Annotated in this window: 16 protein-coding genes; 4 read left to right on the top strand and 12 right to left on the bottom strand. The window is 75.6% G+C overall.

Going from position 1 to position 18,052, the window contains the following annotated elements; all coding sequences use genetic code 11:
- The first annotated feature begins 4 nt into the window (after positions 1-4).
- Together ACFV0O_RS04745 and ACFV0O_RS04740 are read left to right on the top strand one after the other, a co-directional pair.
- Positions 5-1,627, top strand: a complete 1,623-nt coding sequence (locus tag ACFV0O_RS04745) for an FAD-binding oxidoreductase (protein WP_380336356.1) — start codon at positions 5-7, stop codon at positions 1,625-1,627.
- Positions 1,624-2,550, top strand: a complete 927-nt coding sequence (locus tag ACFV0O_RS04740; protein ID WP_360250888.1) for a diacylglycerol kinase — start codon at positions 1,624-1,626, stop codon at positions 2,548-2,550. Before ACFV0O_RS04745 ends, ACFV0O_RS04740 begins: the two co-directional genes overlap by 4 nt.
- A gap of 203 nt (positions 2,551-2,753) precedes the next feature.
- Here ACFV0O_RS04740 and ACFV0O_RS04735 read toward each other — a convergent pair whose 3' ends face one another.
- From ACFV0O_RS04735 to ACFV0O_RS04725, 3 genes are all read right to left on the bottom strand, one after another.
- Positions 2,754-3,212: a hypothetical protein gene (locus ACFV0O_RS04735; protein WP_380336353.1), complete on the bottom strand. Its 459-nt coding sequence runs from the start codon at positions 3,210-3,212 to the stop codon at positions 2,754-2,756.
- 79 nt (positions 3,213-3,291) lie between these two features.
- Positions 3,292-4,212, bottom strand: coding sequence for a DUF6891 domain-containing protein (locus ACFV0O_RS04730; protein WP_380336351.1), 921 nt, complete (start codon positions 4,210-4,212; stop codon positions 3,292-3,294).
- A 188-nt stretch (positions 4,213-4,400) separates the two neighbouring features.
- Positions 4,401-4,952, bottom strand: a complete 552-nt coding sequence (locus tag ACFV0O_RS04725) for a GNAT family N-acetyltransferase (RefSeq protein ID WP_380336685.1) — start codon at positions 4,950-4,952, stop codon at positions 4,401-4,403.
- 332 nt (positions 4,953-5,284) lie between these two features.
- On the opposite strand from ACFV0O_RS04725, the gene ACFV0O_RS04720 reads away from it, so the two are divergent.
- On the top strand, positions 5,285-5,722 hold the full coding sequence (locus tag ACFV0O_RS04720) for a hypothetical protein (RefSeq protein ID WP_380336349.1): 438 nt from the start codon (positions 5,285-5,287) through the stop codon (positions 5,720-5,722).
- Here ACFV0O_RS04720 and ACFV0O_RS04715 read toward each other — a convergent pair.
- Positions 5,701-6,456: a helix-turn-helix domain-containing protein gene (locus tag ACFV0O_RS04715; protein ID WP_380336347.1), complete on the bottom strand. Its 756-nt coding sequence runs from the start codon at positions 6,454-6,456 to the stop codon at positions 5,701-5,703. The genes ACFV0O_RS04720 and ACFV0O_RS04715 overlap by 22 nt on opposite strands.
- Positions 6,457-6,523: 67 nt before the next feature.
- Here ACFV0O_RS04715 and ACFV0O_RS04710 point away from each other — a divergent pair, with 67 nt between their 5' ends.
- The gene (locus ACFV0O_RS04710; RefSeq protein ID WP_380336344.1) at positions 6,524-7,480 is read left to right on the top strand and encodes an LLM class flavin-dependent oxidoreductase; all 957 of its coding nucleotides are present in this window, start codon (positions 6,524-6,526) and stop codon (positions 7,478-7,480) included.
- Between the two features lie 46 nt (positions 7,481-7,526).
- Here ACFV0O_RS04710 and ACFV0O_RS04705 read toward each other — a convergent pair whose 3' ends face one another.
- The 8 genes from ACFV0O_RS04705 to ACFV0O_RS04670 all read right to left on the bottom strand — a co-directional run bounded on the left by ACFV0O_RS04705 (position 7,527) and on the right by ACFV0O_RS04670 (position 18,028).
- Positions 7,527-8,885, bottom strand: a complete 1,359-nt coding sequence (locus tag ACFV0O_RS04705) for a DUF2252 domain-containing protein (RefSeq protein ID WP_380336342.1) — start codon at positions 8,883-8,885, stop codon at positions 7,527-7,529.
- A 156-nt stretch (positions 8,886-9,041) separates the two neighbouring features.
- Positions 9,042-10,637: a multicopper oxidase family protein gene (locus ACFV0O_RS04700; RefSeq protein ID WP_380336339.1), complete on the bottom strand. Its 1,596-nt coding sequence runs from the start codon at positions 10,635-10,637 to the stop codon at positions 9,042-9,044.
- On the bottom strand, positions 10,634-11,107 hold the full coding sequence (locus ACFV0O_RS04695) for a hypothetical protein (RefSeq protein WP_380336336.1): 474 nt from the start codon (positions 11,105-11,107) through the stop codon (positions 10,634-10,636). The genes ACFV0O_RS04700 and ACFV0O_RS04695 overlap by 4 nt, the downstream gene beginning before the upstream one ends.
- A 466-nt stretch (positions 11,108-11,573) precedes the next feature.
- On the bottom strand, positions 11,574-14,099 hold the full coding sequence (locus tag ACFV0O_RS04690; RefSeq protein WP_380336333.1) for an ABC transporter permease: 2,526 nt from the start codon (positions 14,097-14,099) through the stop codon (positions 11,574-11,576).
- Positions 14,096-14,953 carry an ABC transporter ATP-binding protein gene (locus tag ACFV0O_RS04685; RefSeq protein WP_380336331.1) on the bottom strand — a complete coding sequence of 286 codons (858 nt, stop codon included), beginning with the start codon at positions 14,951-14,953 and terminating at the stop codon, positions 14,096-14,098. Before ACFV0O_RS04685 ends, ACFV0O_RS04690 begins: the two co-directional genes overlap by 4 nt.
- A 110-nt stretch (positions 14,954-15,063) precedes the next feature.
- Positions 15,064-15,852 (bottom strand): aminotransferase class IV family protein, encoded by a 789-nt coding sequence (locus ACFV0O_RS04680; RefSeq protein WP_380336328.1) that lies wholly within the window; start codon positions 15,850-15,852, stop codon positions 15,064-15,066.
- Positions 15,845-16,855 carry a GNAT family N-acetyltransferase gene (locus ACFV0O_RS04675; protein WP_380336325.1) on the bottom strand — a complete coding sequence of 337 codons (1,011 nt, stop codon included), beginning with the start codon at positions 16,853-16,855 and terminating at the stop codon, positions 15,845-15,847. The genes ACFV0O_RS04680 and ACFV0O_RS04675 overlap by 8 nt, the downstream gene beginning before the upstream one ends.
- 54 nt (positions 16,856-16,909) lie before the next feature.
- Positions 16,910-18,028 (bottom strand): DMT family transporter, encoded by a 1,119-nt coding sequence (locus ACFV0O_RS04670; protein ID WP_380336322.1) that lies wholly within the window; start codon positions 18,026-18,028, stop codon positions 16,910-16,912.
- Positions 18,029-18,052 lie beyond the last annotated feature (24 nt).

Genomic DNA, 18,052 nt, shown 5'->3' with positions numbered 1-18,052 from the left:
ACGCATGGCACCTGAGACGCAAGCGGGACCGGCCGGCGCCGCACTTCCGCTCCCCCCGATGAAGTGGGACGCCTGGGGCGACCCGGCCCTGGCCAAGGAGCTGTCCGCCGACATCAAGGGACTGCTCGCCGCCGCCCTCGGCGTCACCGGCGACGCCACCCCCGGCCCGAAGGCCGACGAGGTCGTGCTCAGCCCCTCCCGGATGACCGACGAGGACCTCCGGGCGCTCGCCGCCGCCGTCGGCGGGGCCCACGTCAGCGCCGCCGACGCCGACCGGCTGCCGCGCTCCGGCGGCAAGTCCACCCCCGACCTGCTGCGCCGCCGCAGCCGCGAGCCGCAGGACGCGCCCGACGCCGTCGTGCTGCCCGGCACCGAGCAGGAGGTCGCCGCCGTCCTCGCGGTCTGCGCCGAACGCCGCATCGCCGTCGTCCCGTTCGGCGGCGGCACCAGCGTCGTCGGCGGCCTCGACCCCGAGCGCGGCGCCCTGCGGGCCGTCGTCTCGCTCGACCTGCGCCGCCTGGACGGGCTGCTCGACCTCGACGAGACCTCCGGCGAGGCCGTCCTCGGCGCCGGCCTCACCGGCCCGGACGCCGAGGCGCTGCTCGCCGAACGCGGCTGGGAACTCGGCCACTACCCGCAGAGCTTCCGCTACGCCACCATCGGCGGCTTCGCGGCCACCCGCTCCTCCGGGCAGGACTCCGCCGGGTACGGGCGCTTCGACGAGATGGTGCGCGGCCTGCGGGTGGTCACCCCCGTCGGCGTGCTCGACCTGGGCCGCGCCCCCGCCTCCGCCGCCGGGCCCGACCTGCGCCAGCTCTTCCTCGGCTCCGAGGGCACCCTCGGGGTGATCACCGCGGTCCGGCTCCGCGTCCACCGGGTGCCCGCCGTCAAGGCCTACGAGGCCTGGAGCTTCCCCGACTTCGCCACCGGGACGGCGGCACTGCGCGCCGTCGAGCAGCAGGGCACCGGCCCGACCGTCATCCGGCTCTCCGACGAGGCCGAGACCATGGTCAACCTCGCCATGACCGAGCAGATCGGCGGCGCCCCCGCGGTCACCGGCTGCCTGGCCGTCACCGTCTTCGAGGGCAGCGCCGACCAGGTCGCCGCCCGCCACCGCGCCACCCGCGAGGTGCTGCTCGCCGCCGGCGCCACCTCGCTCGGCGAGGCCCCCGCCCGGGCCTGGGAACACGGCCGGTTCAACGCTCCCTACCTGCGCGACTCGCTGCTGGGCGCCGGCGCGCTGTGCGAGACCCTGGAGACCGCGGCCGAATGGAGCCGGCTCCCGGCCCTGCGGACCGCCGTCACCGGGGCGCTGACCGCCGCCCTGCCCGGCGCGCTCGTGCTCTGCCACATCTCGCACGTCTACCCGACCGGCGCCTCGCTCTACTTCACCGTCGTCGCCGCCCTCGGCGAGGACCCCCTCACCCGCTGGGGCGCCGCCAAGCACGCCGCCGGGGACGCCATCGTCGGCGCGGGCGGCACCATCACCCACCACCACGCCGTCGGCGCCGACCACCGGCCCTGGATGACCGACGAGATCGGCGACCTGGGCGTGCGCATCCTGCGCGCCGTCAAGGCCGAACTGGACCCGACGGGCATCCTCAACCCCGGCAAGCTGATCCCATGAGCCGCGCTCATGGGGCGCCCGGCCCGAGAACCGTCCGCAGGGTCGCCGTTCTCACCAACCCGGCGGCGGGCGCCGGTCACTCCGGCCCCGCCGCCGAGCGGGCCGTCGCCCGCCTGCGCTCCCTCGGCGTCGACGCCGAACCGCACGCCGGGCGCTCCGCCGAGGACGCCCTCCGCCTCGCCCGCGAGGCGGCCGCGGACGGCGTCGACGCGGTGGCCGTCGTCGGTGGCGACGGCATGATCAACCTCGCCCTGCAGGCCCTCGCCGGCACCACCGTCCCGCTCGGCGTGGTGCCGGCCGGCACCGGCAACGACCACGCCCGCGCCTACGGCCTTCCGCTCGGATCCCCCGAGGCCGCCGCCGACGTCATCGCCGCCGGCCGGACCCGCGCGGTCGACCTCGGCCGGATCACCGGCCCGGACGGATCGGTCCGCTGGTACGGCTCCATCCTCGCCACCGGCTTCGACTCCCTGGTCAGCGACCGCACCAACCGCCTGCGCTGGCCGCGCGGCCGAATGCGCTACAACCTCGCCATCCTCATCGAGTTCGCCAACCTGCGCCCGCTCCCGTTCCGGATCACCCTCGCCGACGGCACCGTCATCGAACGCGACCTCACCCTCGCCGCCGTCGGCAACACCAGCAGCTACGGCGGCGGCATGCTCATGTGCCCGGACGCCCTCCCGGACGACGGCCTGCTCGACGTCACCCTCGTCGACGCCATGCCCCGGCTGCGGATCGCCCGCTTCTTCCCCACCCTCTTCAAGGGCACCCACACCACCCGCTCCGAGGTCACCACCCTGCGCACGACGTCCCTGCGCATCGACTCCCCCGGCATCACCGCCTACGCCGACGGCGAATTCATCGCGCCGCTGCCGGTCGAGGTCACGGTGCGGCGGAACGCCCTGCACCTGCTGGTGCCGTGAGACGCTGCGGTCCGGCCGGCCGACCGGTCGGACCGCAGCCGGCGGAACCGTTCACCCGCCGCCGGTCGCCGTCACCCGTCGACCGTCACTCCCCGACCGTCACCCGTCGACCGTCACTCCCCGACCGTCACCCGTCGACCGTCACCCGCCCCGCTCACTCGCAGCCGTTCGGCCACCGCCGTTCACCCGGCGCCGTTCACCCGTCACAGGCGCGCCCTGACCTGCCGCACCGGGTGGCCCAGCGCGGCGGCGATCACGGCGAGTTCCGCCTCCGCGAACCAGAGGCGCTCCGGGTTCCACACCTCGATCTCGAACCGGGCGAACCCGCACGGCCAGTCGTAGCCGAGCACGTCCAACGTGGTGGCGCTGCCGCAGCACGGCACCGTCACCGCGAGCGTCGCGAAGCCGTCCGCCGCGTGCTCCTCCGACAGGTCCGCCCACCACACCGGCTCGATCGAGCCGCCGCAGTGCGGGCACCCGATCCGTTCCAGGTTCTCCCCGCAGTCGACCACCGTCGGACGCTCGTACCAGCCGACCTCCACCTCGGCGTCGTCGTCCGCCTCGACCAGCCCGGCCACCACCGCGACGGCCCGCTCGGCCGCCGCCGGCTCCGGCTGCCAGTACGGGTCCGCCGGGATCACCGACAGGACGTCATCGCTCACTGCCCGGCCCCTCCACGGTCTCCGTCCCGGACTTCCACCTCGGCCCCCGGCCCGGCAGGACGGGGTGAACCAACCGTCGTCACCCGCCCAGGCGGCGGCGCCAGAGCAGCGGACGCACCTCGATCGCGTCCGACGGGTCCCCGCCCCAGACCGCGGGCAGTCCGGCCGCCGTGAGGGCCGCCACCACCTCGTGCCCGATGGCGGTGGTGGTCGCCGGGGAGCCGTCGAAGCCACCGTAGAGGAGGGACAGACCGCGGCCGGCGGCGGCGGAGTCGGTGCACTGGGAGTGGAAGAAGACGAAACCGCGGGCGGCCGGGGCACCGGCGGCGCCGATCTCGGCCTCGCCGCAGGAACGGCAACAGCTGAAGTGCTCCCGGGCCGTGATGCCGTCGGCGTCGAGGGCGGCGAAGGCACGGGCGAGGCGCTCCGGGTCGGTCTCGCCGAGCCAGCCGGTCTGCTCGCCGACCCGCTCCAGCCAGAGCCGGTCGGCGAGTTGCTCGGCCTGGGCGCGCGAGAGCGGACGGCGCCCGCCCGACACCAGGTACTCCTCGGCCTCCTCGGCGAGCCGCGCCCGGTCGGTGTACCCGCAGGCCAGCGTCAGCCGCAGCCGGTCCTCCAACTCCCGTCGCTCGTCCGCGCCCAGCTCCGGTGGCGGCACGGGCTCCGGTGCGGGGCCCATGTCGAGCGGCTGCCAGTCCAGACCGTCCGCCCAGCCCGCGTCGCCGCGCGCCCAGGCCGTCATCACCGCGGCCACCGGATCGGGCCCGTCCAGCCGCACCTCGAAGTGCCGCTGGGCGGAGCCGTCGCGGTGCTCCAGCGTGTAGTCCTCGCCGTCGGCGTGCCACACCTGGACGAACACGTCCGGCAGGTCCGGCACCCGCTCCACGACGAGGAAGCGGTCGTCCTCCGCGCCGATGCGCAGGACCAGCCCCGCCAGCTCGTCCGCGCTCGGCCGCGACAGCCGCTGCCCGTCGTTCGTCTGTACCGTGATCGCCAACATGGGTCCACCCTTGCACACACCACTGACAACCGCCCCGGCCGAAGCCCCAGTTCAGCCCGGGTGCGAGCGGACCCGGCCGGCCCTCCGGCCATCGCCCCCGAGGCTTCGCCGGCCCCTGCCGGGGCGGCCCCCGCCGTCCGCCCGCGCCCCCCGCCCCCCGTCAGCCGTCAGCTGTCAGCTGTCAGCAATCAACCGACCTGGGACGGCTGGTCTTCCCGGCGGACCCGGAACACGACGTTGCGGCGCAGCGGCCCCTCCGGGGCGGCGGGGTCGTCGAAGTCCTCGGCGGGGTCGTGGGTCATTCCCAGGCGGCGCATGACCGCCTGGGAGCGGTGGTTGGCGGCGGTGGTGATGGCCAGGACCTCGGGGAGGCCGAGGGTGTCGAAGCCGTACCCGAGGACGGCGCGGGCGGCCTCGGTGGCGTAGCCGTGGCCCCAGGCGGAACGGGCCAGGCGCCAGCCGATCTCGACGCCGTCGACCGGGTCCGTCTCCTCGATGTCGTCCAGGCCGGCGAAGCCGACGAACTCACCGCTCCCACGCACCTCGACGGCCAGCCAGCCGTACCCGCGCCGCTCGATCGCCGCCTCGAACCGCGCCACCGAGGCGTCGCTGCGCTCGCGGGTGAGCGGGTCGCCCAGGTGCTCGCGGACCTCGGGGTCGGCGTTCATCGCGGCCCACGGGGCAAGGTCGGACTCCCGCCAGCGGCGGAGCAGCAGGCGTTCGGTGCGCAGTTCGGTCAGCGGTCGGCTCGGCAGTCGGCTCGGCGGTCGGTCCGACGCTCGGTCCGACGGCCGGTTCAGCGGTTCGTCCATGGTGCCAACCCAACGGCACCGCGCCCGCCCGGGCAAGCGGAATAGCCACCTCCCCGCGGCGGCCGCCCGACGGCCCGGGTGCGCCGCTGCTCGGCCCCGCCGCGCGCGGCCCCGGCGGCGCCAAGGGCACACACGCCGCGCGAGCGGGCCATTCCCCGGCGGGAATTGTCCGGCCGCGGGGTCGCTCCGAGGATGGGTCGCACCGAGACCGAGCGATCCCGTCGGTCGATCCACCGAGCGATCCCAGCAAGGAGTCCGCCATGACCACCGACCTTCCCGTCACCACCAGTGCCCAGCAACTCGCCGACCGTTACGCCATGTTGTGGACGGAGTCCGACCCGGGCGCCCGCCGGGAGGCGATCGAGCGGCTGTGGGCCGACGGCGGGACGCACCTCCTGCACCCGCCGGTCGAGGCCCGCACGGCGGCCGCCCGGGTCGGGTTCGCGGAGCCCGTCCTCGAAGCCCGCGGCTACGAGGAGCTGGAGTTCCGGGTCACCCGCGCCTACGAGGAGTTCGTTGCGCCCGGTGGGTTCACCTTCCGTGCCCGGCCGGACGCCGTACGGCTGCGGGACGTGGTCCGCTTCGGCTGGGAGATGGTGCCCGTCGACGGCGGCGAACCGGTCGGCGGCGGGGAGGAGTTCGTCGTCCTGGACGCCGACGGCCGGATCACCGCCGACTACCAGTTCCCCGGGCTCTGACCGGCGGCTGCCCGCAGCGCCTCGGCGGTCGCCGCGTCGGCGGGCAGGAACGCCTCCAGCTTCAGCTCGGCGAGCGTGACGTCGACGGCGGTGGCGAAGGTGGTGACCGTGGTCATCAGGTGCAGCTCGCCGAGCGGGGTGCGCAGTTCCAGCGGGACGGCGAAGCCCAGGTGGTGCTCCCCCACCTCCGCCTCGGGCACGTAGGAGCTCAACTCCTCGTGGAGGTCGCCGAGGTGCCTGGTGCGCTCGACGATGTGGCGGGCCCAGGCGGCGAAGTTGAGGATGCGCGGGGCGAGGCCGTCCGGGTGCAGGGCCAGCCGGTAGGCGTTGGTGCCGGGGCCGACGAGCCGCGGGTCGGCGCCCTCGGTGATCACGTCCACGGCGGCGTTGGCGGCGACCACGTCGCCGCGGCGGTCCACCACCAGGGCCGGGTACGGGAGGTGGCCGGCCAGGACGTGGCCGATCGCCTCCCGCACCGGCGCCAGCGACGGCCCGTCCAGTGGCGTCTCCGGGTAGACGGGCGCGTAACCGGCCGCCAGCAGCAGCTCGTTGCGGTCCCGCAGGGACAGGTCCAGCGACTCGGCGAGCCGGACCACCATGGCCCGGCCCGGCGCCGACCGGCCGGACTCGATGAAGCTCAGGTGCCGCTGGGTCGTGCCCGCCCGGGTGGCGAGGTCGAGCTGGCTCAGACGGCGGCTGGTTCGGCGCTCACGCAGCGCTCGGGGGAAGTCCACACCACCAGCCAACCCCGGACGGCCGCGGTCCGCCATTCCCCCGGGGGAATTGAGACCGTGCACGGCGGTGAGCAGTATCGACGGCATGGACATCGGCGTTTTCCTCCCCACCGGCCAGGACCAGTGGGCCGCGCACGGCCCCCGCGAGCTGGTCGCGTTCGCCCGCCGCAGCGAGGAGTTGGGCTTCTCCTCGCTGTTCGTCAACGATTCCCTGCTCGGCCCGCGGATCGAACCGCTCACCATGCTGGCCGCGGCCGCCCCGGTGACGGAACGGATCCGGCTGGGCACCGGCGCCCTGCTGCCGGTGCTGCGCCGGCCGGTGCAGACCGCGCAGACGCTGGCCTCGGTGGACCAGCTCTCCGGCGGCCGGCTGACGGTCGCGGTCGGCGCCGGCTTCCCGGGGCGCTTCGGCCGCCCGCTGCACGAGCTGTCCCAGGTGCCGTGGGAGCGCCGCTTCGCCCGGCTGGACGAGACGGTCGCCCTCTGGCGGGCACTGTGGGCCGGGGCGAAGGAGTTCCACGGCGAGTTCCACTCCTTCGCCGAACTCCCGCCCGCCACCGCGCCGTTCCGCGTCGGCGGGCCGCCGGTCTGGCTCGGCGGCGCGACCCCGGCGGCCCTGGACCGCACCGGTCGCCACTACGACGGCTGGCTGCCCTACCCGCCGGACCCGGCGGACTACGCCGCCGGGCTCGCCGTCGTCCGGGCGGCGGCCGAGCGGGCCGGACGCCCGCCGGAGGCCGTCGCCCCCGCCCTCTTCGTCAACGTCCGGATCGACCGCGACGCGGAGGCCGCCCGCCGGACCATGGACGCCTACACCCGGTCCAACTACGGCCTGCCGCTGGCCGAGACGGAGAAGATCCAGGCCTTCGCCCTCGGCGCACCGGACGAGGTCGCCGCCACCCTCGCCCGCTACGCGTCCGCCGGCGCCCGACACGTCGTGGCCCGCCTCGGGGCACTCGAACTGGACGGTCAGCGCGACCAGTTGGAGAAGCTGGCCGCCCTCGTGGGGCCCGGGTCGCGGTGACCCCGCGGCCCACGGATCCGCCGGAGGCTGCCGGCGCGCCGGGCGCTCACACACCGTGGGTCGCCGTGATCCTCCCGTCCTCGATCGCCGACACCAGCTCCCCGTGGTCCACCAGCGTCCGGTCCGCGTACCGCACCGCGAACTCGGCCACCGCGTCCGCGAAGGTGTCCGCACTGCCGAGGTAGCCGACGATGGCGATGCGGTCGCCGGTCCGGGCGTGGGCACGGGCGAGGGTGCGCCCGCAGAGGTCGGCGTAGGCGCGCAGGCCGGACGGCCGCATCTCGCCGATCTCGACCGAACCCTTCATGTCGCGCAGTTGGCGGCCGTAGAAGTGGCGCCCGGCGGGGCCCGTGGTCCAGCCGAGGAAGATGTCGCTGGCGGCCTGCATCAGGTGCTGTCCGGTGACCACCCGGCGGCCGCCGTGGTGGGCGGCGACCTCGGCCTCGACCCGGGTGGGCGGCAGGTGGTCCTCCAGGACCGACCGGCCGGCCTCCTTGATCTGCAGGAACAGCGGGTCGCGGCCGTCCCGGCCCTCCAGCAGGACGATGAAGCAGCGGGTGCCGACACTGCCGACGCCGACCACCTTGGTGGCCGCGTCGACGAAGCGGTAGCGGTCCAGCAGCACCCGGCGGTCCTCGGCGAGAGTGGCCCGGTAGTCGCTGAACACCTTGCCGACGCCGCGCAGCTCGGTCTTCTTCAGCGGTTCGATCAGCGGCGGCGCGCTGATGATGCGTCGCCGGCCGTCCCGTTCCTCGGTGAGCTTGCCGAAGGCCTGCAGGCTGGTGCGGCGTCGGGCGTGCTCGAGTCCGGCCTCGAAGCGCTTGCGCTGCCCGGACTTGGTCAACAGCGGCACCAGGTCCGCGGTGTCCACCCGGGCGTACCACGCCTCCAGTTCGCCCACGCCCGCCAGGTGCCGCATCGCCGTCGCGTAGCCGGTCGCGGAGGCGCGGGCGGCGCGGCGCACGCGCTCCTCGTCCAGGCCGTTGTCGCGGGCGGCGACGGCGACGCTGGCGGCGAGCCGCTTGACGTCCCACTCGAAGGGGCCGGGGTAGGTCTCGTCGAAGTCGTTGACGTCGAAGAGCAGGGCGCGTTCCGGCGAGGCGTACACCCCGAAGTTCACCAGGTGTGCGTCGCCGCAGAGTTGGACGGTGAGGCCGGTGTCGGGGACGGCGCCGAGGTCGGCCGCCATCACGGCGGCGGCCCCGCGCAGGAAGGCGAAGGGACTGGCGGCCATCCGCCCGTAGCGGATCGGCAACAGCTCGGCGACCCGGTCCTCGCCCTGCCGCTCCAGCACGCCGACCGGATCCGGCCGGTCTGCGGCGGGGATCCACCGGCCGTGGTCGGCCCGGGAGACGCGGTCACGGGCTGCCCGGCCACGGCGGCGGCGATCGGCGGGAGTGGTCATGCGGCGGCTCCGTCCGTCGGCGGGGTCCTCCCCGCGGCGGGGAGGCCGCGGGTGCCCCTCCCCGCGACGCTAGGACACGAGTGCCGGAGCGCGCAGCACACGCCCGCCGGTACTCGCCCGCCCGGGTGAAACCGGGCGGGCGAGTGCCGGGCCGGCTCACTGCACCGTGAAGTCCGCCATCATCGCCATGTCCTCGTGCTCCAGGTTGTGGCAGTGCAGCATGTACGCCCCCGCGTAGTCGGTGAAGCGCACCAGCACCTCGACCGCCTCCGCCGGGCGCAGGTCCACGGTGTCCTTCCAGCCGGCGTCGTACGGGCCCGGGTCCGCGCCGTTGCGCCCGATCACCTGGAAGTGGTCCAGGTGGACGTGCACGGGGTGGTGCAGGTCCGACGAGAAGCGCCAGCGCTCGACCGTCCCGAGGGCGGGCGTGGCGATGCTGTCGCCGGGCCGGTAGGGCGCGCCGTTGATGGTCCAGCCGTCGCCGCGACTGCGGCGGAAGGTGAAGTCGCGGGTGGTGACGGCGGCGGACGCGTCCAGGGCCTCGACGGCGGCCAGCTTGTCCGGCACCGTCGCGTCGTCCGTCACCTGCTTCGAGGAGACGTCGAACCGCATCACCTCGGCCGTCCGGCCGCTGCCGAACCGGTTGACCAGTCGCACCTGGGTACCGGGCTCGTAGCGGGAGAAGTCGACCACGACGTCGAAACGCTCGGCGGGGGCGATCTCGATCCCGTCGTGGGCGACCGGCGCGGCGAGCAGGCCGCCGTCCGAGCCGATCTGGACGAGGGCGCCGCCGCCGGCGGGCTGCGGGTCGAGTTCGAGCCGGTACAGACGGGCGTTGGAGGCGTTGAGCAGGCGCAGCCGGTAGCGGAGGCGGTCGACGTCCAGCCGGGGCCAGGGGGCGCCGTTGACGAGGATGACGTCGCCGAGCACCCCGTTGGCGTAGGCGGCGGTGACGCCGGGCTCGCCGAGCGCGGGGTCGGTGGCGGGGTACTTGAAGGACCCGTCGGCGGCGAAGGACCGGTCGGCGAGCATCAGCGGCAGGTCGCGCGCGCCGCGCGGCAGCGGCAGGGCGCCGTCCTCGTCGTCCTGGACGAGGTGGAAGCCCGCCAGTCCGCGCCAGACGGCCGGCCCGGTGAAGCCCATCCGGTGGTCGTGGTACCAGAGGGTGGCGGCACGCTGCTTGCCCGGATAGGTGTAACTGCGCTCGCCGACGGCGGTGCGGCCCGCCGCGTGGCGCATGCCCGGCATCCCCTGCATGCCCGGCATCCCCTGCATGCCGGGCATGCCCTGGGCGGCGTCCGCCGACGACCCGACGGGCATCAGCAGGTCGACCGGGTAGCCGTCGCTGTCCGCCGGGGTGTGCCCGCCGTGCAGGTGGGTGACGGACGGCACCGGCAGCTCGTTGCGGTGCTTGACCACCGCCACCCGCCCGGAGCGGGTGACCAGCGTCGGCCCCGGGAAGGTGCCGCCGTACGTCCAGGCCTCGGTCCGAACCCCGGGAACGATCTCCAGCTTGGCGACCTGCTGGGTGATCTCGAAGTAGTCGGCGGTCCCGTCGGAGCGCACCGGCTGCAGCACGGCCGGCACCGGCAGCGGGGACCGGAAGGCCTCGGGCAGGTCGAGGTCACTGCTCAGCAGCCGCCCCGGGCGGCCCTCGGCGAGCAACCGGGCGGCCGAGGGGACGGCGACCGCGGCCAGCGCGCCCGCGCCGAGGACGGAGGCGCCGATGCCCAGGAACCGGCGTCGGTTCACTTGGACACCTCCACCGGCCCGGCGGGGCGCGGCAGCCGGCCGCTGCCGTCCGGGCCGGCCCCGGGCAGCCCCGCCCGCACCGGCAGCGGCAGCCGCCAGGCACCGACCAGCGCGAACAGGATGCCGCTGACCAGCAGCACGCCGAGGGTGACGTGCACGCCGAGCGCCCTGGCGTAGCCGGCGCCGATCTGGCCGATGACCGCCACGGTGAGCAGCAGGGTGGTCCACAGCGGCCAGAGCGAACCGCGGCCGGGCCACCGGACCGCGACGGCCACCCCGAGCTGGAGCACCACGACGGTGGCCAGCGTCATCGCGTTGCCCTCGTGGTCCTTGAGGGAGTCGTAGGTGCCGTTGAGGAAGCTGCCGGCCAGCATGACCTGGAGCAGGGCCAACAGGGCCAGCGTGGTGGCGGTGGTGCGCAGCAGGATCAGCGGCCAGCGGGGCACGGGGGCGTCAGGGGGACTGCTCATGTCGGGCTACTCTCTGCGTCGGCGGTCGGTCGGGGCGGGCGAGAGCGTAGCTGATCCGACATCACGATCAGCTCCAATAAAGGCTTTTGGGCCATCCCGTTACCCCATTGCGCCTGCTCGTCCCGCCTTTGTCACCCGGACGAGGGACGTGCTTGAGCAGTCCTCAAGGGCACCTGTCATGAGCTTCGCTCCCCCGGGTCTCATGGATTCCTCGCCGGGGCGCGTCATGAGGCGGGCTCATGGCGAACACCATGAGGCGGGCTCACGCCCGGCCCATGAGGCGGGCTCATGACGCACCCCGGGAGTTCCATGAGTTCTCCTCATCGGAGGCCACGTGAGCGACGTTCATGTGGGCGAGGCATGCGGCCCACTCATGGGCCGAGGCATGAGGCCTACTCATGGAGCAGCGGCCCCATGAGTTCCTCTCATGGGGCCGCCTCATGAACTCAGCTCACCGCCAGCCGGTCTACTGCCGCGCCGCCGCCAGCTCCACCGGCCGGGTCCGCAGCAGGGCTCGGACCGGCAGCCCGGTCGCGCCGAGGCAGAGCAGTACGGCGCCGGCGGCCAGCGGCAGGCCGAGCATCGGCGGGACGTACGGGGAGGCGTTGGCGACGCCCCGGGTGACCGGCACCAGCGTGATCCAGGCGATCACCGCGCCGACCGCCAGCCCGGTCGCGGCCACCAGCAGCGCCTCCCAGCGCATCATGCCGCGCACCTGTCGCCGGGTGGTGCCGGCCAGTCGCAGCAGCGCGACCTCGCGGCGGCGGTCGAGCACCGTCATCACCAGGGTGTTGGCGGCGCTGACGGCAGCGAACCCGCCGAGCACGCCGGCCATCACGGTGTTGGCCCAGCCGTTGAGTTCCATGTCCTTGTCGGCCCGGGCGGCGAATCCGGCCCGGTCGGTCACGCTCGTCCCAGCCGTCGCGCCCAGCCCGGCGGCCACCGCCGCCCGGTCGGCGCCCGGTGCGTCGGCGACCAGCACCTGGCTGTCCTGGTCGGCGGTGACGTGCGCGGCGACGGCCGCCCGGGGCAGCACCGCCTGGCCGACGCCGAGGCCGCGCTCGTACACGGCGACCACGAGGGGCCGTACGGCGGTGCCGTCGCCGAGCCGCAGCGGGACGCGGTCGCCGACCCCGGCGTCCAGGGTGTCGGCGAGGCCGGTGCTCAGGGCGACGGTGTCGGGGGCGCGGCCGAGGTCGGCGAGCGAGCCGGTGCGCACGCCCAGGTCGAGGACCTTCGACAGCCGGGCCGGGTCACCGTCGACCCCCAGCGCGGGGGCGGAGCTCAGCCCGCCGCCGCTCTCGACGACCAGGCCGGTGCGGAGCACGCCGACGGCGGTGTCCACGCCGGGTACCTCGGCCGCCCGTGCGGCGGTCCCGGCGGGCAGGCCGGGGCCGGTGGCGCCGATCACGTGGTCGGCGGTGATGCCGGCCCGGACGTTCTCGCCGGAGGTGTGGCGCAGGGTGCTCTGCAGGACCAGCAGGGTGCCGCAGAAGGCGGTGACGAGGACGATCGGGGTGATCGCGGAGGCGAGTCGGCGGGCGTTGGCGCGGGTGTTGTCGGCGGCGAGCGAGCCGGGTGCGCCGCCGGCCCGCAGCGGGACGCCGAGCACGGTGGCGGCGATCCGGGCCACCCAGGGGCCGAGCAGGGCGACGGCCAGCATGAGGCACATGACCACGCCGAGCGCGGTCTGGGCGGCCTTCTCGCCGTCCAGGGCGGCGGCGACGCCGGCGATCGCGATGCCGCCGGCGGCGAGGAGCAGCCCGAGGACGGCGCGCACCCGGCCCGGGCGGGGCGTCTCGACGGCTGCCTCGCCGAGCGCCTGTGCGGCGCGCAGCTTGGAGGGACGGCGGGCGGCCAGGAAGCCGGCGGTGAGCGCGGCGAGGGTGCAGGTGAGGACGGCGGCGAGCATCGGCAGCGGTCCGATGTCGAGGCGGACGCCCGGGGGGACGGCGCCGCGTTCGGTCAGCTGGCCGAACCACCAGCGGGCGAGGGCGAGTCCGGGCAGGACGCCGAGCGCGGCGGCTGCCGGGGCGACCAGCACCGCCTCGGCGGCGATGGTGCGGCGGATCTGGCGCGGGGTGGCGCCGACGGCGCGCAGCAGGGCGAACTCGCGGGCGCGCTGGCCGGTGGCGAGGGCGACGGTGCTCATGACCACGAAGATCGCGGTCATGGTGGCGTAGCCGCCGAAGGTGCCGCCGATTCCCATCAGCATCGTCCGGGCCTCGCCGAGGGCGGGGTGTTCGACGGCTCCCCGGTCGTCTCCCGAGTGGACCTTCGCCGCGCCGCCGACGGCCTGACGGACCTGTGCGGCGAGGGCGGCGGCGGTCACGCCCTCGCGGGGCTGGACGGCGATGGCGTCGATCCCCCCGGGGTGGCCGGAGAGGCGGTCGGCGGTGGCGTCGGCGAACCAGGCGGTGGGGCCGGTGGTCTGGGCGGCGGCGAGGCCGGAGACCCGGTAGTCGGCGGTGCCGCCGGGCGCGGTGAGCCTGAGGTTCGCGCCGGGCGCGAGGTGGGCGGCGCGCGCGGTGTCGGCGTCGAGCACCACCTCGTTCGCGCCGGGTGCGCGGCCCTCGACCAGTCGGTCGGCCGGTCCGGCGATGCCGAGGGCGGCGTGTCCCCGGCCGGTCAGGGCCGGGGTGCCGCTCGCGGCGGTGACCGGGAAGGCGGTGTCCGGCCGGGCGGCGGCGACGCCGGGCAGGGCGGTCAGCCGGCCCACCAGCGCGGCGTCCGTGCGGGCCAGCTCCGGCGTGGCCTGCTCCTGGGTCTGGGTGTCCTCGCCGACCTTCTTCCGGATCTCCACCGCCTGTTCGGCCGCGACCACCACGGGCGCGGAGGCGTACCGGACGGGTTCGAGGCGCGCGGTGAGGCCGGTCTGCAGCAGCACTCCGCAGGCCGTCACGACGGCGGCGCCGAGCAGCAGGGCGACCAGGGTGCCGACGAAGGAGGCGGGCCGGAAGCGCACCGAGGCGCGCGCGAGTCCGTTGGTCACGCCGCCGCTCCCACCGGGCGGGCGGTGAGCGCGACCATCCGGTCGGCGACGGCCTGCGGGCCGGGGTGCGGCAGGTCGTCGACGATCGCGCCACCGGCCAGGAACAGCACCCGGTCGGCGAAGGAGGCGGCCACCGGGTCGTGGGTGACCATCACGACGGTCGCGCCGAGGGAGTCCACCGCCTGCCGCAGCAGCTCCAGGACCTCGTGCGCCGTGCGGGTGTCGAGCGCCCCGGTCGGCTCGTCGGCGAACACCACGTCCGGGCGGGTGATCAGCGCACGGGCGATCGCGACCCGCTGCTGCTGGCCGCCGGAGAGCTGGCCGGGCCGCCGCCCGGCGTGCCCGCCGAGGCCGACCCGTTCCAGCAGTTCCCGGGCCCGGGCGCGGTCCTGGCGCTCCCCGGCGAGCCGCTGCGGGAGCAGCACGTTCTGCTCGACGCTCAGCGAGGGCAGGAGGTTGAAGGACTGGAAGACGAAGCCGATCCGGCTGCGGCGCAGCTCGGTGAGCCGCTTCTCGCCGAGTGCGGTGATCTCCTCACCGCCGAGCCGGATCTCGCCGGCGTCCGGGCGGTCCAGGCCCGCCGCGCACTGCAGGAAGGTGGACTTGCCGGAGCCGGAGGGCCCCATCACGGCGGTGAAGCTGCCCGGGGCGAGCGCCAGGTCGATCCCGCGCAGCGCCTGCACCGTCCCCGCCCCGCGCCCGTAGGTGCGGCGCACGCCGCGCAGCTCGATCGCGGGGCCCGGCTGCGGTCCGGGGTACCGGTCGGAACCGTACGGGGCGCCGTCGTGCGCGTCGGCGGCGTACGGGTCGCCCGCGCGCTCGGCGTTCCTGCGGCGGTCGTGGCGGCGTGCCATGGAGGGCCTTCCTTCGGTTCTGCGTCGCTCGTCGTCAACGTGCTCCACGCTAGGAAGACGGCGCCCCGCGGACCATGGAGGCCACCGGCGGACCGGAGGTGGGGTTATCCCTACACCGCTTCGGCGGTGATCCCCAGGTAGGCCGCGCGCAGTTCGGCGAGCACCGGGTGCGCCGGGTCGAGGGCGGTGCCGTCGACGGCGGCCAGCGGCCGGACGCCGACGCCCGCGTTCACCGCGAAGGCGGCGGCGAAGCGGCCCAGCCCGGCGGCGGGCAGGGGCGCGCGGGACTGCCGCCCCCGGTACGCGCCGGACAGCAGGGCCTCGGTGACGCCGGGCAGGCTCGGGCCCTCCGGCCAGACCAGCCCGTCCCCGTCCAGGAAGCCGACGTTCCAGGTGGCGCCCTCGGTCACTCGGCCGTCCGGGTCGACGAGCAGCACGTCGTCGTAGCCCGCGAGTTGGGCCCGTCGGCGGTGGTGCACCAGGCCGAACAGGCCGACGTGCTTCACCTCCGGCAACTCGCGCCGGTACACCGCGGTGCGCACCCGCAGCGGGGCGGGTTCGGCCGTCGCGGCCGGGCGGGTGGTGACGAGCAGGGCGGGCACGGCGGGGGCGGCGGGGCGCTCCAGGCCGAGCGCCGGGTCGTACACGGTGACCCGGACGACCACCGGGGCGCCGTCGGCGGGCAGCACCGAGCGGATCCGCTCCCGCACCGCGGCCCGGTCCAGTTCGGCGGCGAACACCGTGCGGCAGTCCCGGACCAGCCGGTCGAGGTGCAACGTCAGGCCGCGGACCCGGCCCGCCTCGGCGCGCAGGGTGGTGAAGTGCCCGTAGTTGAGCAGCCCCAGCGCGGCCAGCCGCGCCGGGTCGGCGGGGGCGCCGTCGATCTCGATCTCAGCCATCCCCCGAGTCTGCCAGCTGCGGCGCCGGCGCAGCCGGCCTCGCAGTGGGCTGCACCGCGTCCTGCGCGGGGGTCCGCACCGTGTCCTGCGCGGGCCCCTGCGGCGCGGGGACCGGCGCCCCGCGGTACGGGGAGGGCCCCGGCCGGCGGGCGGCCCGCTCGAAGTCCTCCATCCGGTACGCCAGCCCCTCCGGTTCACCGCCGTCCGACCAGCGCCACGCCTCCGCCCACCACTGCGGGCCGCGCACCAGCGGGAAGCCCGCGAGCGCCAGGTGCAGGGCCAGCGTCGAGCGCGCGTAGTCGTGCACCCAGCCGTCGGCGCCCCGGTAGTCCGCGGTCTCGTCCAGGCGCAGCCAGCGGCCCTCGCGGCCGGCGGTCAGTATCGGCACCCAGCCGTGCAGCCGGTCGGCGACCAGCAGGAGCAGCCGCCCGTCCACCTCGCGCACCCGGTAGGAGGGGAGTTGGGGCATCCGCGCCAGCGCGAGCGAGCGCTTCCAGCCGACCACCCACAGCCCGCGGCGCAGGTAGTAGCGGACCGCCGGCCGCCAGGTCCAGTGCGCCTCCAGGCGGAACCCGGGCAGGCCCTCGGCGGTGGCCGCCGCGTACACCTCGTCCAGTGCGGCGGCGGCCAGTCCGCGTCCGCGCGCGGCCGGGCTCACGTAGAGGGAGGAGACGGCGAGTTGGCCCGGGCCCCGGGTCCAGTTGTCCACCGCGACGGTGCCCGCCACGGCGCCGTCGTCACCGTGGATCCAGTACCGGCGGCGGTACAGCTCCCCGCCGGGCCACTCCCGGCCGCTCTCGCCCAGCCGCTCTCGCCAGCCTCGCTCCGCCGGCGGCGCCAGACCGTCCGGCTCCACCGGCTCGCCCAGCTCGCCCTCGACCAGGGACGCCAAGTCCCAGCGCGCGAACCGCCGTTCTTCCCCTTCGCCGACCGCCCCCAGCCGCGGACCCGCCGCCAGCCGGTCCTGCGCCCGCTCCACCGCCGCGTCCCACGACCTCACCACGGCGCCACCCTAACCGGGACCGGAGACATTCCGTAATTCAGTGGACACCGAACGTCAGGTCGGATACGAATACGGCTGTCCGATCAGCCCGGTTCCCACCGGCTTGTCCGGGAGGTTCCGTTCAGGAGGGAGATCCCCATGCGCGGCATCTTCGTACGCGCCGTCGCCGGGGCGGCGCGCGCCCTGACCGACGGCCTGACACGGCTTCGGCGCCTCGTCCGCCTCGTCGGACACGCGGTGCCCGACGGGTATGCCGGGCGCGGCGGCGTCGGATGCGTCAGGCACGACGGGCACGGTCCGCCGCCGGGCGGGCCGGGTCAACGCCACAGCCGCGACCACCAGGGCGCCGCCGGCCAGGGCGTTCCAGCCGACCGGCTCCGCGAGGAACAGCGCGCCGATCGCGGTGGACCACAGCGGCATCACGTAGGTGACGGACGAGGCCGCGGTGGTGCCCGCGGTCCGGACGAGACCGAGGTTGAGCAGGTACGCGAAGCCGGTGCCGACCATGCCGAACACCAGCAGGGCGGCGGCGGGGCCGGCCCCGGGCCAGTGCGGGGCTCCCGCGGCGAGCGGCGCGATCACGGCCAACTCCGCGGCGGCGCAGCCGATCTGGAGGGCGGAGAGGGTGGTGACGGACTCCGGACGGCCGGACAGGAAGCGCCGCAGGTAGGCGAAGCCCGCCCCGTAGCAGCAGGCGGCGGCCAGGCAGGCGAGCCCGCCGGCGGCCTCGCCGGGGCCGACGCCGTGCCAGACCCCGAGCACGGTGAGCACCCCGACGAACCCCAGCGCGAGGCCGAGCAGCCGGCGGGCGCCCGGGCGGCGTTCCTCGGGGACGGTGAGCACCGCGAACACCAGGGTGAACAGCGGAGTGGTCGCGTTGATCACCCCGGCGAGCACCGAGCTGACTCTGGTCTCGCCGAACGGGAACAGGATGAACGGCACGGTGTTGAGCAACACCGCGACCACCGCCGAGTGCCCCCACAGCGCACGGTCACGCGGGATCCGCTCACCGCGCAGCACCAGGACGACGCCCAGCGTGACCGCGCCCAGCAGGCACCGCCACAGCGCCACCCAGACCGGCGGCACCCCCGCATCGACCGCCACCTTGATCAGGGCGAAGCTCGCACCCCAGATCCCCGACAGTGCCGCAAAGGCCGGCAGCCATCGTCGCACCGCAACCACCCCCGTATTCCTCCG

It is taken from the genome of Kitasatospora sp. NPDC059577 (genome assembly GCF_042735475.1).
GTDB lineage: Bacteria > Actinomycetota > Actinomycetes > Streptomycetales > Streptomycetaceae > Kitasatospora.
The sequence above is the reverse complement of the archived record's forward strand: the minus strand, read 5'-3'. Positions and strand labels throughout refer to the sequence as shown.

What these genes read in the sequence shown, in the direction of transcription:
- ACFV0O_RS04695 (WP_380336336.1), bottom strand. Translation starts at nt 11,107, where the DNA reads ATGAGCAGTCCCCCTGACGCCCCCGTGCCCCGCTGGCCGCTGATCCTG.
- ACFV0O_RS04720 (WP_380336349.1), top strand. Translation starts at nt 5,285, where the DNA reads ATGACCACCGACCTTCCCGTCACCACCAGTGCCCAGCAACTCGCCGAC.
- ACFV0O_RS04685 (WP_380336331.1), bottom strand. Translation starts at nt 14,953, where the DNA reads ATGGCACGCCGCCACGACCGCCGCAGGAACGCCGAGCGCGCGGGCGAC.
- ACFV0O_RS04705 (WP_380336342.1), bottom strand. Translation starts at nt 8,885, where the DNA reads ATGACCACTCCCGCCGATCGCCGCCGCCGTGGCCGGGCAGCCCGTGAC.
- ACFV0O_RS04680 (WP_380336328.1), bottom strand. Translation starts at nt 15,852, where the DNA reads ATGGCTGAGATCGAGATCGACGGCGCCCCCGCCGACCCGGCGCGGCTG.
- ACFV0O_RS04730 (WP_380336351.1), bottom strand. Translation starts at nt 4,212, where the DNA reads ATGTTGGCGATCACGGTACAGACGAACGACGGGCAGCGGCTGTCGCGG.
- ACFV0O_RS04740 (WP_360250888.1), top strand. Translation starts at nt 1,624, where the DNA reads ATGAGCCGCGCTCATGGGGCGCCCGGCCCGAGAACCGTCCGCAGGGTC.
- ACFV0O_RS04745 (WP_380336356.1), top strand. Translation starts at nt 5, where the DNA reads ATGGCACCTGAGACGCAAGCGGGACCGGCCGGCGCCGCACTTCCGCTC.